The 16838-nt window shown below is 66.2% G+C and carries 16 protein-coding genes; 14 read left to right on the top strand and 2 right to left on the bottom strand.

Annotated features, from left to right (window positions below; genetic code table 11):
* Nucleotides 1–4: 4 nt before the first annotated feature.
* Both IE224_RS09665 and IE224_RS09660 read right to left on the bottom strand, forming a co-directional pair.
* A complete protein-coding gene (locus IE224_RS09665) occupies nucleotides 5–1225 on the bottom strand; it encodes a GTP-binding protein (RefSeq protein WP_191309849.1) in 1221 nt (406 codons plus the stop codon).
* Between the two features lie 88 nt (nucleotides 1226–1313).
* Nucleotides 1314–2171: a DUF1206 domain-containing protein gene (locus IE224_RS09660; protein WP_229849314.1), complete on the bottom strand. Its 858-nt coding sequence runs from the start codon at nucleotides 2169–2171 to the stop codon at nucleotides 1314–1316.
* A gap of 189 nt (nucleotides 2172–2360) precedes the next feature.
* Between IE224_RS09660 and IE224_RS09655 the strand changes: the two genes are divergently transcribed.
* From IE224_RS09655 to IE224_RS09590, 14 genes are all read left to right on the top strand, one after another.
* Entirely contained in the window at nucleotides 2361–3371 is a 1011-nt protein-coding gene (locus tag IE224_RS09655) for an ABC transporter substrate-binding protein (protein ID WP_229849313.1), read from the top strand.
* A gap of 14 nt (nucleotides 3372–3385) precedes the next feature.
* Complete coding sequence (locus IE224_RS09650) at nucleotides 3386–4408, top strand: FecCD family ABC transporter permease (RefSeq protein WP_191309955.1); 1023 nt, start codon at nucleotides 3386–3388, stop codon at nucleotides 4406–4408.
* Nucleotides 4405–5169 carry an ABC transporter ATP-binding protein gene (locus IE224_RS09645; RefSeq protein ID WP_191309846.1) on the top strand — a complete coding sequence of 255 codons (765 nt, stop codon included), beginning with the start codon at nucleotides 4405–4407 and terminating at the stop codon, nucleotides 5167–5169. Before IE224_RS09650 ends, IE224_RS09645 begins: the two co-directional genes overlap by 4 nt.
* A 135-nt stretch (nucleotides 5170–5304) precedes the next feature.
* The gene (locus IE224_RS09640; protein ID WP_167624104.1) at nucleotides 5305–6333 is read left to right on the top strand and encodes a LacI family DNA-binding transcriptional regulator; all 1029 of its coding nucleotides are present in this window, start codon (nucleotides 5305–5307) and stop codon (nucleotides 6331–6333) included.
* A 222-nt stretch (nucleotides 6334–6555) separates the two neighbouring features.
* Nucleotides 6556–7845, top strand: coding sequence for an ABC transporter substrate-binding protein (locus IE224_RS09635; RefSeq protein WP_229849312.1), 1290 nt, complete (start codon nucleotides 6556–6558; stop codon nucleotides 7843–7845).
* Nucleotides 7846–7851: 6 nt separating this feature from the next.
* A complete protein-coding gene (locus IE224_RS09630; protein ID WP_191309842.1) occupies nucleotides 7852–8829 on the top strand; it encodes a carbohydrate ABC transporter permease in 978 nt (325 codons plus the stop codon).
* Entirely contained in the window at nucleotides 8826–9665 is an 840-nt protein-coding gene (locus IE224_RS09625; RefSeq protein ID WP_167624101.1) for a carbohydrate ABC transporter permease, read from the top strand. The genes IE224_RS09630 and IE224_RS09625 overlap by 4 nt, the downstream gene beginning before the upstream one ends.
* Complete coding sequence (locus IE224_RS09620; protein ID WP_191309839.1) at nucleotides 9662–10528, top strand: sugar phosphate isomerase/epimerase family protein; 867 nt, start codon at nucleotides 9662–9664, stop codon at nucleotides 10526–10528. Before IE224_RS09625 ends, IE224_RS09620 begins: the two co-directional genes overlap by 4 nt.
* Nucleotides 10525–11379, top strand: a complete 855-nt coding sequence (locus IE224_RS09615) for a PfkB family carbohydrate kinase (protein WP_229849311.1) — start codon at nucleotides 10525–10527, stop codon at nucleotides 11377–11379. Before IE224_RS09620 ends, IE224_RS09615 begins: the two co-directional genes overlap by 4 nt.
* Entirely contained in the window at nucleotides 11376–12785 is a 1410-nt protein-coding gene (locus IE224_RS09610) for an NAD(P)/FAD-dependent oxidoreductase (RefSeq protein ID WP_191309837.1), read from the top strand. The genes IE224_RS09615 and IE224_RS09610 overlap by 4 nt, the downstream gene beginning before the upstream one ends.
* Nucleotides 12786–12833: 48 nt before the next feature.
* A complete protein-coding gene (locus tag IE224_RS09605) occupies nucleotides 12834–13955 on the top strand; it encodes an ABC transporter ATP-binding protein (RefSeq protein WP_191309835.1) in 1122 nt (373 codons plus the stop codon).
* A gap of 56 nt (nucleotides 13956–14011) precedes the next feature.
* On the top strand, nucleotides 14012–15025 hold the full coding sequence (locus IE224_RS09600; RefSeq protein ID WP_191309833.1) for an SIS domain-containing protein: 1014 nt from the start codon (nucleotides 14012–14014) through the stop codon (nucleotides 15023–15025).
* 185 nt (nucleotides 15026–15210) lie between these two features.
* Complete coding sequence (locus tag IE224_RS09595) at nucleotides 15211–15705, top strand: DUF6790 family protein (RefSeq protein WP_191309829.1); 495 nt, start codon at nucleotides 15211–15213, stop codon at nucleotides 15703–15705.
* Nucleotides 15706–15809: 104 nt separating this feature from the next.
* A complete protein-coding gene (locus IE224_RS09590; RefSeq protein ID WP_191309827.1) occupies nucleotides 15810–16838 on the top strand; it encodes a helix-turn-helix domain-containing protein in 1029 nt (342 codons plus the stop codon).

Here is a 16838-nt window from a genome sequence, read left to right as displayed (position 1 = left end):
GTCGTCAGGCCGCCCCGCGAGCGCCCCAGGCGGGGAAGGGATCGGGCAGCTTGGCCCAGCTTTCGGGGGCGAAATCGTCACCGGCGACAAGGGCGGCGTCAAGGGCACCGGTGATTGCGGCAGGGTCCATGCCTGCGCCGATGAAGACGATCTCCTGCCGCCGGTCGCCCCAGGGATCTTGCCAAAGGCGGGCAACGGCATCCAGGCCTTCGGTCACCGTGGGCCAGTGCTTGCGCGGCACGCCCGCCCACCACCGCCCCAAGGGACTGACCGAGGAGATCGCCCCGGCCAGGCTGAACTCGGCCACCCAATCCGGGCGCGAGGCGATCCAGAAATGGCCCTTGGCCCGGATCACGCCGGCCAGGTCGCCGTTCAGAACCGCATGGATCCTAGCGGGATCAAAAGGCCGCCGCGCGCGATAGACGAATGAGGAAATACCGTATTCCTCGGTCTCGGGGATGTGGTGGTCGAAGCCGTAAAGCTCTTTCGCCCAAAGCGGATGCTGATGCGCCCGGTCAAAGTCGAACAGCCCGGTATCGAGGATCAGCGCCGCATCGACGCGGGCGAAGTCGGTCTCGATCAGCCGGGCATCTGGGTTCAGCGCGCGAACGATGCTGCGTGCCTGGGGCAGCCTGTCGCGGCCCGCGGCCGTGATCTTGTTCAGCACGATCACGTCTGCAAACTCGATCTGGTCGGTCAGCAGGTTGGCCAGCGTCCGGTCGTCGCCACCGCCCAGGCTTTCGCCCAGGTCGGACAGGACGTCGTGGCTGGAGAAATCGCGCGTCAGGTTCGCGGCATCGACCACGGTGACCATCGTGTCCAGCCGCGCTACGTCCGACAGGCTGTGGCCCGCATCGTCACGGAAATCGAAAGTCGCGGCAACGGGAAGGGGTTCGGAGATGCCGGTCGACTCGATCAGCAGATAGTCGAACCGGGCTTCGCGCGCCAGACGACCCACCTCGGCCAGCAGGTCGTCGCGCAGCGTGCAGCAGATGCAGCCGTTGGTCATCTCGACCAGGGTTTCCTGCGACCGCGACAGTTCGGTTCCCGCGCGAACCAGGTCGGCGTCGATATTGACCTCGGACATGTCGTTGACAATCACCGCGACGCGGCGGCCGTCGCGGTTGTTCAGCACATGGTTCAGAAGCGTGGTTTTTCCGGCACCCAGGAAGCCCGACAGGACGGTGACGGGCAGACGGGGATCGTCCAGGGATGAAGGGGGCATCGGCGTGTCCTGAAACGTAATAACGTAACAATCCGTATACCCGGTCACCGGGTCGCCATGCAAGAGGCGATTGCGCCGGGGCTGCGGGTCAGCGGCCCCCGGTCGCCCCGCCGATCAGCTTGTCCGCCAGGCTGCGGATGTTCGGATCCGAGGCTTTCGGGACGATCCGGTAGGCCGCATTGACGAAGCAGAAGATCGCGAATCCGACCAGGCCCAGGCAGACCCCGATCACCAGAAGCCGCCCATACGCCTGTTCCGACAGCCAAGAAAACGCCTCTCCGACGCCGCCGGCCTCTTGGGGATTGGCCCGCCAGGCGGCGAACAGGAACAAAAGCCCGATCACCCCAATGACGACGCCCTGCGCCATCACGCCTGCCTTCAGCACGCTGTTCCACCGGGCGGTGAAGTGGTTGGCGCGCAGGTGCTTGCGATAGTCGTTGCGCCAGCCTTGCCGCAGGTAATAGGCGCCGGCACCCAGGATCAGCAACGCGACAAGGCCGATCAGCCAGCGGCCCCCCGGCCAGGCCATGACCGCACCGACATAGCGCGGGATGCTTGAGCCTTCGCCTTCGGACCCCGAACCGAACAGCAGCGAGAAGGCCAGCACCCCGATCCCCAGGTGGATGATGCCCGTCACCACCATGCCCAACCGGGCAACGATGCCCTTTGCCTCGCTGCCGTAATCCTCAAGGTCCCAGACGGCGTCGACCACGCGCCAGACAGCATAGGCCAGCATCCCCAGAAGGATCAGGAACAGCGCCGCTCCGCCGCCCCAGCTGTTCTCAAGCCAGCCAAGGGCCGAGGACGTGTCCTGCGCCTGTCCACCGCGATAAAGCGACCAAAGCGAAATCCCCGCCACCGCCAGATAGACCAGCCCCCGCCCGCCATAGCCAAGCCGCATCAGCGGGATCGCCCATCCCATGTCGTTTCCGGCCATCTTCGCCATGTCTCATCCCCTGCTTGCGCATGCGCCACCGGCGCGCCTATCGCAACTCCTGTCCCGGCGGATGGATCCTTCGCCGCAGCCGGCCGTGCCTGCCCCAGGGCGCCGCAGCCACCCTGAAATAAGGGTTGAGTGCCCGCCGCAGCCCCGATAATGCAGCCAGACAATTTTTATCGGGATTGGACGACGATCATGCGGAACATGCGCCCCCGGCATCTGGCCGGCATCGCCCTTGCGGTCCTTGCGGCCCCGGCCGTGGCCCAGCCGACCAGCTATCCGCTGGTGATCGAGAATTGCGGGCAGCAGGTGACGTTTACAAAGGCGCCCGAGCGCGCGGTGGCCCTGGGCCAGAATAGCGCCGAGATCCTTTTGCTTCTCGGTCTCCAGGACCGCATGGCCGCCACTGCCTTCTGGCCGAACAAGGTGCTGCCCGACCTGGAAAAAGCCAACAGCCAGGTCGAAGTCCTGACTGTCGAGTTTCCCACGCTGGAGGCGGTGCTGTCCAAGCAGCCCGACTTTGTGCCGGCCATGCTGTTGACGCTGATGGGTCCAGACAGCAAGGTCGCCAAGCGCGAGGATTTCGAGGCCCTGGGCATTCCGACCTATCTGTCCCCCAGTGCCTGCTCGACCGCAATGGATGCGAACGACGCCTATGGCAGCCGGGACGCCCTTTGGACCATGGACCAGCTTTACCGCGAGATCGACGACATGGCGCGGATCTTTGATGTGGCCGACCGTGGACAGGCGGTGATCGCCGACTTCAAGGCGCGCGAGGCCGCCCTGCGGGCCGAGTTCAAGGACCGCGAGGATCTGACCTTCCTGTTCTGGTTCTCCAGCCCCTCGCCCGCCGATGACGCCTATCTGGGCGGCGGGAACGGCCCTTCGGGCTATATCGCGGACATCCTTGGCGGCTCGAACGCGGTCAAGACCGAGGCGGAATGGCCGACTCTGGGCTGGGAAGGCATCATGGCCGCCAACCCGACGGTGCTTGTCGCGTCGCAGGTGGACCGCAACCGCTGGGACCTGGACAATGCCGAGGCCAAGATCGCCTACCTGACCTCGGACCCCACCGTCAGCCAGATGGAGGCCGTGACGGCCGGACGCATCGTGGTGATGAGCGGGGCGGCGATGAACCCCAGCATCCGCACCCTTTACGGCGCCGAGGAAATTGCCCGCCAGTTGAAGGCGCTTGACCTGCCGTGACCGATATCGGCCAAATGCGGGGCGGGTCCGGCTGGCTTGCGCTGTTCCTGGCGCTCGTGCTGGGCGTGCTGGTCCTTGCCGTTGCCCTGGCGGCGGCGATCGGGGATTACGGCATCGGCTTGGGCACCGTCTTCGCGGCGGTCACCAACGGGCTGGGCCTGACCCATGTCGATATCCCGCCCATCGAGCAGAGCGTGGTCTGGGACCTGCGCCTTAGCCGCGCCCTTGTGGCGGCGCTTGCCGGGGCTGGCCTGGCCATCTGCGGCGCGATCCTGCAGGCGCTGCTGCGCAACGCCCTGGCGGAACCCTTCGTGCTGGGCGTCTCGGCCGGTGCCTCGACCGGGGCGGTGGCGGTGATCGTGCTGGGCATTGGGGCGGGCGGGCTGTCGCTGTCGATGGGCGCCTTTGCCGGGGCCTTTGCGGCCTTTGCGCTTGTTGCGCTGCTCTCGAACGGGGCGACCAGCGGGCCGAACCACACCATCCTGGCCGGTGTCGCGGCCTCGCAGCTGTTCAACGCGTTGACCTCGTATATCGTCACGACCTCGGGGAACGCGCAGCAGGCGCGGGACGTGATGTTCTGGCTTCTGGGCAGCTTCGGCGGGGTCCGCTGGCCGGATTTCCAGCTTCTGCTGGTCGTGGTGGCGCTTGGGCTGGCAATTTGCCTGCTGATGGCGCGGTCGCTGGACGCCTTCACCTTCGGCGACGAGGACGCGGCGGCGCTTGGCGTGCCAGTCGGGCGGATCCGCCTGATCCTGTTCGCCGTGACCGCGATGATGACGGCCACCATCGTCAGCATGGTGGGCGCGATCGGCTTCGTGGGTCTGGTCGTGCCCCATGCCGCGCGCTATGTCGTGGGCCCCATGCACATGCGGCTGCTGCCCGCCTGCGCGGCGGTGGGCGCGGTTTTCCTGGTCCTGGCAGACATTGCGTCGCGCACGGTGGCGGCGCAGCAGACGGTGCCCATCGGCGTGGTCACGGCCCTTGTGGGCGTGCCCTTCTTCACGTTGATCCTTTACCGCTCGCGGCCCAAGGGATGAGCGTGGTGGCCCGGAACCTGGTCTGGGGCGTGCGCCGCCGGACCATCGTGCAGGACGTGTCGCTGTCGGTGGCCGAGGGCGAGGTGCTGGGCCTGATCGGCCCCAACGGGTCGGGCAAGTCCTCGCTTCTGCGGCTGCTGGCCGGGCTGCGGCGTCCGGCCTTGGGCCGGGTCGAGATCGGCGGCCGCGACATCGCCCGCGTGCCGCGCCGGATGCTGGCGCAACAGGTGGCCTTTGTGCAGCAGAACGCGGCAACTGACACCAATGTCTGCGTCCGCGATGTGGTGCGATTGGGACGGACGCCGCATCGGTCCGCCCTGTCAGGATGGTCGGCTGCGGACGAGGCGGCGGTCTCGGCTGCGCTTGCGCGGGTGGACATGTCAGGCCATCAGGCACAGCCCTGGCAAACCCTGTCGGGGGGCGAACGCCAACGGGTCCATATTGCCCGCGCCCTGGCGCAGACGCCTCGCGTCCTGTTTCTGGACGAGCCGACCAACCACCTGGACATCCACCACCAGATCGAGATCCTGCGCCTGATGCGCGACCTGGACCTGACCAGCATCGTGGCGCTGCACGACCTGAACCTGGCCGCGATGTTCTGCGACCGGATCGTGGTCCTGCAAGCAGGCGCCGTCGTTGCCTGCGGCACGCCCGAGGAGGTGCTGACCCCGGCGCTTCTGCGCGCGGTCTTCCGGGTCGAGACCGAGGTGACGCCGTCGGGCCGGCCGGGACAGCCCCACATCCGCTTCACCGCGACCTGAGGGTTTCCGCAATCCTGCCGCCATCCACGGCCCTGGCCGCACGGTCCGCCGCGAAGTGCTTGAAACATCTCGGCAGGGTCTGATACTCGCAGGACAGGGCTGCCGGGCAGCTGTCGCATTTTCAAAGAGGCAGTCTTGGCCCGAACGAAGTCCACCACGGTCAAGGATGTCGCTGCCGCCGCAAATGTTTCCCGGGCCACGGCGGCACGGGCATTGAACGGCTATGGCTATGTGGGCAGCGAGGCGGCCGAACGCGTGCTGGAAGCCGCGGCACGGCTTGGCTATCGGGGCAACCGGGTGGCGCAGGCGCTGCGGCAGGGGGGCCTGCCGATCATCGGCTTCGTGCCGGGCGACATCCAGAACCCGTTCTTCGCACGCGTGGCCCATGACATCGACGTCGCCGCGCGGGGCAGCAAGCACAACCTGCTGATCGCCAGCAGCGAAGAGGATCTGGAGCAGGAACGCGCGCTTCTGGACAACCTGCGCGCGCTGAACGTCCGCGGGATGATCGTGGCGCCCGCCTCGGCCAACGACAACCTCCACCTGGCGCGCCTGGTGCGCGAGGGCACGCCCATTGTCCTGATCGACCGGGTGCTGGACGACCTGCCCTGCGACAGCGTCGCGGTCGACAACGAGGGCGGAGCGCGCGAGGCGGTCGAACATCTGATCGCCAACGGCCATCGCCGGATCGCCCTGATCCACGACGACGCGCGCATCGTCACGGCGCGCGACCGGCAGGCGGGCTATGTCAAGGCGCTGCAGGCCCACGGGCTGCCGGTGGACCAGCGGCTGATCGCCGTGTCGAGTTCGACGGTCCAGCATGCCATCGACGCCACCATCCGCCTGTTCAGCCAGCCCGAACGGCCCACCGCGCTGTTCACGGTGGACAGCGTGATGACCACCGGCGCATTGCTGGCGCTGCGGTCGATCGGCCTGACGATCCCCCGGGACGTGTCGCTGATCGGCTTCGACGACTTCGACCTTGCCACCTTCACCGATCCGCAGATCACGGTGGTCGCACAACCCGTGGGCAAGATCGGGCCGGTGGCGGTCAAGATGCTTCTGGAACGCATCCGGGGCCTGTCCGAGCCGCCCCGCCACGTCCGGTTCCAGACCCGGCTGATCTGCCGCGGTTCCGTGTCGCGGATTTTCCGCCCAGCCTGAAATTTCCTCTTGCCAGCTTCGAAGCGCTTGCTCTACTCATTGTGAGACCGTTCTCTCAACGCCTTCCGTGGATCTGTGAGATCGGTATCAGAATCAGGATAAACAGGTTCCGGAAGGTTTTTCCGGAGCGCCCGTTTCGGACGGCTCAAGACGATAGAACACCGGGAAAACCGGGCAACAACGCAACAGTGGAGAATCAGGATGCAACGGTCATTACGGTCCATGACGGCAATCTTCGCCGCTACCTCGGCCCTGGGATGTGGAATGGCGGCGGCCCAGACCGAGATTGCCGATCCCTCGGCCCCGGTCCAGCACGAGGGGCATCTCACTGTCCTGACCAAGTTCGGGATGCAGCGCCTGGCGCCCTATTTCGAAACGCTGGCCCGGCAATATGAAGAAAAGAACCCCGGCGTCACCATCGAGCTGATCCAGGAAGACGACGACAGCATCAAGGGCAAGACCAAGACCCTCGTTGCCTCGAATTCGGTCCCGGACATCTTCTTTTCCTGGACCGGCACCTGGGGCGGAAACTTCATCCGCGGCAAGCGGGCCGTGGATCTGACGCCGGTCGTCGGCGCCGATAGCGACTGGGGAAAGACCTTCGCGCCCGCCGCCGTGGATGCCTTTGTCTATGACGGCAAGAACTATGGCATCCCGCTTTATCTCGACGCCAAGTTCATGGGCTATAACAAGACGATCTTCGCCGATCTTGGAATCGCCGAACCCCAGGATCTCGAAGCGATGCTGGCTGCCTGCGACACGATCAGGGACGCGGGCATCACCCCCATCTCGTTCGGCAACAAGGAAGCATGGCCGGGGATCCACTATCTGGGCCAGCTTCTGGCCTACAACGTCCCGCGCGACGTGCTTGAACGCGACTTCGATCCCGCAACGGCCCGATACGACCATCCGGGCTATGTCGCGGCATTGGACCAGTTCGGCCAGATCCTGGAACGCTGCACCATTGGCGCGGGCGTGAACGGAGTGTCCTATCAGAACGCCATCCAGGATCTCAGCGACGGCCGCTCGGCCATGTACTACCAGGAGATCATCGAGTTCGACAACGCCGCCTCGGCCAAGACCAAGCTGCAGCCCCAGGATTTCGGGTTCTTCCCCTTGCCCGCCCCGAAGGATGCGGCGGGCGATCCTAAGGCCCTGGAAGGCGCGCCCGAGGGATACATGATCAGCACCGCCTCGGCCAATGTGCCGCTGGCCCTGGACTTCATGAAGTTCGTGACGACCGTGGACAATGCCAAGCTGCTTTCGGCGCCGCCCTTCGGTCAGCCAAGCGCGGTGGTCGGCGGCAGCGACCCTGCGCAGATGAGCCCCGCCGTGGTGGAGGGGCTGCAGAGCATCGCCGAGGCCTCGTACCTCATGCAATGGCTCGACACCGTGAACCATCCGCGCGTCGCGGCTGCATGGCTGTCCGGCCTGCAGGCCTTCATCGGCGGCACCATGTCGGCCGAGGACGTCGTGACCCAGGTCCGGGACGCCGCGGCTGCGGCGGGCTGAAGAATCATGGCCGCCACCTCTCAGATCATTCGGAACGGCAGCGTCGCGGGCGCTGCCGCCCCCCGCCTCGCGATCCCGCAGAGAAGGCGGCTTGAACCGCGAAAGCTGGCAGGCAGGCTGCTTGCGCTTCGCTGGATCGCCCTGGCGCTGATCATCGTCGGCTGGTTCGTCTATTATCCGATCGTCGACAACTTCCTGGTCAGCACCACCAACCAGGACATCTTCACCGGCGAGGTGACGCATGTCGGGCTGGACAACTATCGCAGGCTGGCCGACGATCCGGTCGTGCTGACGGCGCTGTGGAACAACACGGCCTATGCCCTGCTGTCGATCCTGTTCCAGGTCTTCGGAGCCTTCTGCCTGGCCTCGATCGTCGAAGGGCTGCGGTCCACCCGCTGGCGCAATTTCTGGCGCGCGGTCTATTTCGTGCCCTCGGCCATCTCGACGACGGTCACGGGCCTGTTGTTCTATTTCATCTACCAGCCGAACATCGGCATCCTCGACGGACTTCTGACTGGCCTCGGGTTCGAGCATCTGTCGCGGGTCTGGCTGGGCGACGAAGGCACTGCGATCTATGCCATCATCGCGATGAGCCAGTGGCAAGGCTTCGGCTATTCGACGCTGCTGTTCACCATCGCCATCCAGAAAATCCCGCGCGAGCTTTATGACGCCGCGCGCATGGATGGCGCAGGTCCGCTGCGGCAGCTTTGGAACATCACCTTTCCCCTGACGCGCGAGATGACGGGCATGATGATCATCGTGACCATCACCGGCGCCTTCCAGGTCTTCAACGAGGTGATGGTGATGACCGGCGGCGGCCCGAACAACTCAAGCCAGGTGCTTGGCACATGGCTTTACCAGCAGGGCTTCATCCAGAACGACATGGGCTATGCGGCGGCCATCGCCTCGGTCGTGTTCGCGGTCACGATGCTGGCAGCCTCGGCGCAGCTCTGGCTGACCCAGCGGCAGAGGGTTCAGGCATGACGGCGGCGTCCTCGCGCAGTTTCTGGGCCGGCATGAGCCAGGCTTTCCTTTGGGCGCTTCTGCTGTCGGTCGGCGTGGTCGTCGTCTATCCGCTGCTGTGGATGGCCCTTGGCGGCTTCAAGTCGAACAGCCAGATCTTCGAACAACCCTTCGCCCTGCCGTTGCAGTGGTCCTTCGCGAACTACCTGTCCGCATGGCAGGGCGTCCAGGGCTACATGGTCTCCAGCCTGCTGATCACGGTGGTCTCGACCGTCACGACCGTCTTCATCAGCGCTTGGGCCGCCTTCGGCCTGACCCGCACGCCGATGCCCGCCAAGCCGCTGGTCACCGCCATCGTCCTGGGCGGCATGATGCTGAGCCCGACCGTCGCCCTTGTGCCCTTGGTGCGGATGCTGCAATCGCTTGGCCTCTATGACACCCACTGGGCGCTGATCATCCTCTACACGGCGTTCAGGGTGCCCTTTACCACCTTCCTGATCCGCGCCTACATGCTGGATCTGCCGCGCGACCTGGACGAGGCGGCGATGATGGACGGCGCGAATCCGGGGCAGATCTTCCGCCGGATCATCCTGCCGCTGTGCCGCCCGATCATCATGTCCTGCATCGTCCTGCACATCCTGTTCGCCTGGAACGAATATCTTTTCGCGATGATCTTCACCAACAACCCGTCGGTGCAGACGCTGCCGGTCGGCCTCACCTCGATGATGTCCAAGCAGGGCACGGACTTCGCACAGGTCTTCGCAGCCATGACGATCTCGGCCCTGCCCATCGTCATCATCTTCTTCCTGACGCAGCGGTATTTCATCCGCGGCCTGACCGAAGGGATCGGCAAATGAACCCGCCTTCTCGTCGCCTTTCGGCCGATCAGCTGATCGGCGCCAACTTCGGCTTCCAGCACCTTCCCCTGTCCGAGGCGGCCGAGGCCATGCGCGGCTTCGGGATGACCCGGATCGAGCTGTGGGGCATCGCGCCGCATCTGGACCTGTTCCGGGCCGACGATGCCCGCATCGACGGAATCGTCCGGATCCTCGACGACAGCGGCCTGCGCCTGCACTGCCTGACGCCGGAACAGGTGGTCTATCCCGTCAACATCGCCTCGGGCGACGACGCCTACCGGCAGGCCAGCATCGACCTGTTCCGCCGGGCAGCCGACATCTGCGCGCGGCTTGGCGGGCAGTACCTGTTCCTGACCCCCGGCCGCGGCTTCGAGAACGAGCCGCCCCAGCGGGCGTGGGACCGGTCGGTCCAAGCCCTGCGGATGATCGCCGACCATGCCGCCGACCAAGGCCTGCGCTGCCTGCTGGAGCCGTTGCAGCGCCGCGAAAGCAACATCGCCCACAGCGCGCAGGATCTGCGCCGCCTGCTGGAGATGGTCGGGTCGGACAAGGTGGACGTGGTGCTGGATACCGTGGCCATGGCCTGCGCGGGGGATACGGTGGCAGATTACCTTTCGCTGTTCGGCGACAGGCTGGCCCATGTCCATGTGGTGGACGGCACGCCGGCGGGTCACCTGGTCCTGGGCGACGGCCGCCTGCCGGTCCTGTCCTGGTTGGACGACCTGGCGCAGGCCGGTTATCGCGGCACGCTGACCTTCGAACCCTTCGGCGACGGCAGCTATGCCCTCGATCCGGTCGCCGCCTGGACAAGGAACATGCTGGCCATCGCGCCCCATCTTGAACCCGTGGAGGCGTTGACGTGACGCTTGACCTGATCGCCGTGGGCGACAACTGCCTGGACGTGTATCTGTCCAAGGGCCACATGGCAGTGGGCGGCAACGCGCTGAACGTCGCGGTCCAGTGGCGCCGGCTGGGTCTGGCGGCCCGCTATCTCGGAGTCGTCGGAAAGGATGCCGAAGGCGACATCATCCTGGCCGCTCTTGGGCAGGCGGGGCTTGATCCCGCAGATGTGGAACGGCGCGACGGCAGCACCGCCGTGACCCTGCTGCAAGAGCAGGGGGGCGACCGGCGCTTCCTGCTCGAGGATCTGGGCGTCGGCCTGGGCTATGTCCCGGAACCCGGGCGCAAGTCCCTGATGATGGCGGCGGACTGGGTGCATCTGGGCACCAACACCCCGGTTTCCCTGGTCCAGGATCTGGTGCGGTCCGGCCGGCCCTTCAGCGTCGACCTTTCCACCCGGCATGACGCGCTGCCCCTGGACGGGGTTCCTCTGGCCTTCGCCTCGGGTCCGGAACGGGCCGACATCCCGGTCGAGCCGATCCTGGCCGCCTTCCGCAGGCGCGGCGCGCGGCGCACGATCATGACCTGCGGCAGCAGGGGCGCCTATCTGGACGACGGTGTCGGCGTCCGCCATGTCGCGGCCCGGGTCGTCGATCCGGTCGACACCTGCGGGGCGGGCGACAGCTTCATAGCCTCGTTCCTGGCGGCATGGCTGAAGGGCCGGCCGGACGACGATGCGCTTCTGGAAGCCACCGCCGCCGCCGCCGCGACCTGCCTCCACGAGGCGGGCTATCCCCAGACGCTGGGCCGCATCCCGTCCTGGCTTCTTGAAAAATATGCCGATGTCATCGCGTCCGTAGAGGTGCAGGAATGACTGTCTTCAGTCTTTGGAAACCGACAATAGCCGCCGATGCGGATCGATCGTTCTGGCTTCAGGACATCGGGGCAAAGCCGGCGACACAGCCCCTGGCGGGCGATCACGACTGCGACGTGGCCATTGTCGGCGGGGGCTTCACCGGCCTGTGGACCGCGCTGCGCCTGAAAGAGCAAAGCCCCGGCCTGAAGGTCACGATCCTCGAGGCCGACCAGTGCGGCGCGGGTGCCTCGGGGCGCAACGGCGGTCAGGTCCATACCTGGTACGCCGAACTTGACCTGCTGACCCGTCTGGTCGGCGAAGGCGAAGCCCTGGCACTGTGCCGCGCCACAGCCGATGCGGTCGAGGAGCTGGCGGCCCTGCAGGCCTCGGGCACCATCGACATGGACCTGCGGCTGGACGGCTGGATGTGGACCGCCAGCTCGACCGCGCAGGAAGGGGCCTGGGGCGCGGCACTGGCCTTGTGCGACAAGACGGGGACAAACCCGTTCCTGCCCTTGGCAGCGGCCGAGATCCGCAGGCGGACGGGATCGGACGCATCCTATACAGGCATCGTGGAACCGCGTGCCGGGACCGTGCATCCGGCCAAGCTGGCGACGGGCCTCAGGACGCTGGCCCTGTCCCGTGGCGTGACTGTCCACGAGGGGACGCCCGTGCTGGCGGTCGAATCCGGCCAACCCTGCACCCTGCGCTGCCCCGGGGGTCGGGTGCGGGCGGCCAAGGTGGTCCTGGCCACCAATGCCTGGGCATCCGCGATCCCGGAACTGCGGCGCTACATGTATGTCGTCGAAAGCCAGATCGTCGCGACCGAGCCGGTGGGCGCCACGCTGGACCGGATCGGCTGGACCGGCGGCGAATCCATCTGCGACGCCCAGTCCCATGTCCTTTATTACCATCGCACGCCGGGCGGGCGGGTCATCTTCGGCCGGGGCAGCGGGCTGATCGCCTATGGCGGCAGGATCGGCGCCCCCTTCAACCGCCGCCCCGAAGGCGCAGCCGACAACATCCGCGAACTGGGTCGCGTTTATCCCGAACTGGCGAACGCGCGCATCGACCATGACTGGACAGGGCCGATCGACTGCATGGCCGAACATCTGCCGGTCTTCGGCACGCTTTCCGGCTGCCCGAACATCTTCTTCGGCGTGGGCTACAACGGAACCGGGATCGCGCAGACCCCCGTCGGCGGCCGGATCCTGGCCAGCCTGGTCCTGGGCAAGGACGACCGCTGGAGCCGCAGCGGCCTTGTCGGCCTGACCCGCCGGACCGCCCTTCCGCCCGAGCCGATCCGCTATCTGGGCGCGCGCGCGGTGCGCCACGCGATCCGCATCCGCAACGACCTTGAAATCCAGAACCGCAGGGCCGGGCCGCTGGTCCGCTGGCTGTCGGAAATGACGCCGGGCCGCTGAACCCACGGGGGCAACAGGCGCAACCGGCACCACAGGAAGGATAATGGGATGGCCGAACTGAGGCTGAGAGACATTCGCAAGAACTACGGCACCGTGGAGGTGCTGCATGGCATAGATCTCGACATCCGGTCGGGCGAATTCGTGGTCTTCGTAGGCCCCTCGGGCTGCGGCAAGTCCACGCTGCTGCGGGCCATCGCCGGGCTCGAGGATATCAGCTCGGGCGAGTTCCGCATCGACGGCGCGCTCATGAACGACGTGGCCCCGTCGCAGCGCGGCATCGCGATGGTGTTCCAGTCCTATGCGCTTTACCCGCACATGACCGTGTTCGACAACATGGCCTTCGGTCTGAAGATCGCAGGCTTCCGGAAGGACCAGATCGCCGCCCGCATCCGGCAGGCCGCCGAGATCCTGCAGTTGACCCCCTATCTTGACCGCTATCCCCGCGCGCTGTCAGGGGGGCAGCGCCAGCGTGTGGCGATTGGGCGGGCCATCGTGCGCGACCCCAAGGTGTTTCTCTTCGACGAGCCGCTGTCGAACCTGGACGCGGCCCTGCGCGTGGCCACCCGGATCGAGATCGCGAAGCTGAAGCAGGCGATGCCCGGCGCCACGATGATCTACGTCACGCACGACCAGGTCGAAGCCATGACCCTGGCCGACCGGATCGTGGTCCTGCGGGACGGCCGGATCGAGCAGGTCGGATCGCCTGTCGAGTTGTACCGTCGGCCCGCGAACCTGTTCGTCGGCCAGTTCATCGGCTCGCCCTCGATGAACGTCCTGGGGGGCACGCTTGCCCGGACGGGGCCTGACACCCGCGTCGAACTGGACGCGGGCTTCACGGTCGCTGTTCCCATTCCCACCGAGGCGGCCATGCAGGGACAGCGCGTGCATCTGGGCATCCGCCCCGAGGATCTGCGGCCATGCTCCACGGACCCGCTGTTCCGCGCGACGATCTCCCTGGTCGAGCAACTGGGCGAGGTTCAGTTGACCTATCTGGACCTGCCCGGCCTTGCCGCGCCCCTGATCGCCAAGCTGCCGGGCCACCTGGACCTGCACCCGGGCCGCGACATCGGCCTGACTGCCGAGGCCGCGAATCTTCATCTTTTCGACCGGCACGAAAACGCGATCCGCCCAGCGGAAGCCGGGCACAAGGTCGCAGTGCCCGCGGAATGACCGGGCTGTCCCGCCATCCCTTTCCACCTTTCCCAATCTGAACTGAAGGAACCGACATGTTCAACTTTGACGAAGCCCGCTTTCTCCGCATCCAGAAGGGGGCCGTCGATCTGGCGCCCCGCATCGACCACGAAATCGGCGCCGCCATCGCGGACGGCGCCCGCAACCTTTACTTCCTGGGAACAGGCGGCGTCGCCTATCTGATGGAGCCGGCGGTCCAGCTTCTGCAGCGCAAAAGCAGCTTTCCGGTGTTCAAGGACTTCCCGGCCGAACTGGTGTTGACCGGGTCCGCGAACCTGACGGACAAGTCCATCGTGGTCATGCCCTCGCTGTCGGGAACGACCCGCGAAAGCGTCGCGATGCTGAACAAGGTCAAGGAAGTAGGCGCGAAGATCATCACCCTGATCGGCCATGCCGACACGCCGCTGGGGCTTGGCGGCAATCCGGCATTGGTCAATTTCGCCGAAGACGACACCTCGTCCGAATCCTTCTACCTCCAGTCGCTTCTGGTGGCCTTGTCCGTGATGAAGGCCAAGGGCGAATTGCCCCACTACGACGCCCTGGTGGCCGAACTGGCAACCGTGCCCGCCGCGCTTGTCCAGGCAAAGGCCGCTTTCGAGCCCCGCGCCGAGGAGTTTGCCCAGATCATCGCCGGATCGGACTATCACATGTTCACCGGCGCAGGGAACATGTGGCCCGAGGCGCTGTACTATGCCACCTGCATCCTCGAGGAGATGCAGTGGATCCGCACCCGGCCGGTCCATGCCTCGGACTTCTTCCATGGCCCGCTGGAACTGATCGACACGGGCGTGAGCCTGGTCCTGTTCCGCGGCGAGGATGCCTATGATCCCCTGGCTGTCCGGGTCGAGGAATTCGCCAAGCGCTATACCGACAAGCTGACGGTCATCAACACCGCCGACTATTGCCCCCGCGACCTGTCGCCCGAACTGCGCGCGCTTCTGTCGCCCGCCTTCATGGCCACCCTGATGGAGCGGCTGAGCGCCCATCTCGAGGTGATGCGCGACCACCCGCTGGTGACGCGCAGGTATTACAAGCGCGTCGCCTATTGATCCCGCGGTCATAGGTCAGCACGCGGCCCCGCGCCCCTTCCGGTGGCGCGGGGCCATGATCGTTTGCCTTAAGGGCGCGTTGTCCGTGCCGCAGCTTGAGACGGCAGCACAAAACTTGAGACGCCCGGCCAAAGACCGGCGTGGCCGGGCGTGCTAGGACAGTGGCAGCAACCGTGGAGCTGCAAATGAGCATCGGACAAAGCAACGCCCTGACGGGGCATGGGCATGACATTGTCGTTCTGTCGACGACCGTCGTTCTTCCGGTGGCCTTCGTCCTGTTCTTCCGGGCGGCAGGAAGCGGGGACCATGTCGTCGCGCTTGCCGGGACATGGTTCGTGTTCTGGGGGATCGGCATCCGTCTGCTGGTGGCCGGGATCTTGCAGGTTGTGCGTCCGTCGCTGACGGCGGCCGGCATTCTTGGCATCGCGGATCCCGCTGCCGAAAAACTGGTCCGTGAATTGGGGATCGCCAACATCGCCATGGGCTTGCTTGCGACCGCGAGCCTGGTGGTTCCGGCATGGACAGCCCCGGCGGCCTTCCTGGGCGCTGTGTTCCTGGGCCTCGCCGGCCTGCGGCACGGATCGGAGAGGTCGCGAACCCGCCCGCAGAACCTGGCGATGGTCACCGACCTTCTCGTGGCGGCGGTGGCATTGGGCTATCTGCTTCTGGCTTCGCGATGATCCGCAAGCCGGATGCTGTGGCGGATTGACAGAAGGCAGGCAATTGCGACAACACAAGACCATCCGGTCGGCCACCGCCGGCCTGCGGTTGTGCGGGAGCTCTTATGACGAGTGACCAAGCCTTGCCCCTTCCCGTGAAGCGCTTCTCGACGCAGGGTGTCGCCGAAGGCGAGAAGTTCGACATGTGGCGCGAAACCGTGCAGCAGATCCATGACCTGCAATTGCCCGACGGCGCCCTTCCCGAAAGGTTCGAGGCGGATGTCTCGGCCTGGTCGCTGGGGCATCTGGCGGTCGCGGGCGGGTTCTTCACCGAACGAAGGATGGTGCGGACCGAGAAGATCACACGGCGCCTGCAGATCGACCAATACCGCATCCTCCTGCCCTTGGAGGGCACGATCATCCGGCACCAGGCCCGTGATCAGCGCAAGCTGGTGCGGCAGGGGCAGATGATCTTTTCGGACCTGGCCCGCGCGGAAGAGGCGGATTGCGGGACCGGACGCCTGATGCAGTTCATCGTGACCCGGGACACGCTTGATGCCCTTCTGCCGGGGCCGCGCGACCTTCATGGCTTTGTGCCGGAAGGACCGGTGGGGGGACTCGTGGCGGACCACTTGGCGGCCCTGGTCCGGAAACTGCCGTCCCTGCCGGCCCGCGATGCCGAGCCGGTGACCCGGGCGACCCTTCAACTGATCGCCGCGACGGCCGCCCCGGCGCAGCTGACAGCGGAAACGGGTCGTCCTGTTCTGGACATGGCCAAAAGGCAACGGATCCTGCGCCATATCCACAAGCACCTTCTGGACCCCGATCTTGGGCAGGAGACGCTTCTGGCGACATTTGCCATGTCGCGGGCGTCGCTTTACCGGCTGTTCCAGCCCCTTGGCGGCGTTGCGGCCTATATCCAGGAACGCAAGCTGCACCGTCTTCGGGCCGAACTGACCGGGCCCGGTCCCCATCACCTTGGCCAGTTGACCTGGAAATACGGCTTCTCAAGCCAGGGCCAGATGAGCCGCGCCTTTCGCGCCCTGTTCGGCCACGCACCGCGCGACACCCAGCCCGGAGAACCAGCCCCGGCCTGGGGCAGGGCCGGCACCGACGACTTGTCCTTTTCCGAGATCCTGCGCCAGCTTCAGTGA

The sequence above is a fragment of the Paracoccus aerius genome (assembly GCF_014656455.1).
Lineage (GTDB): Bacteria > Pseudomonadota > Alphaproteobacteria > Rhodobacterales > Rhodobacteraceae > Paracoccus > Paracoccus aerius.
Note: the sequence above shows the minus strand (reverse complement) of the source record. Positions and strands in the feature narration are given on the sequence as shown.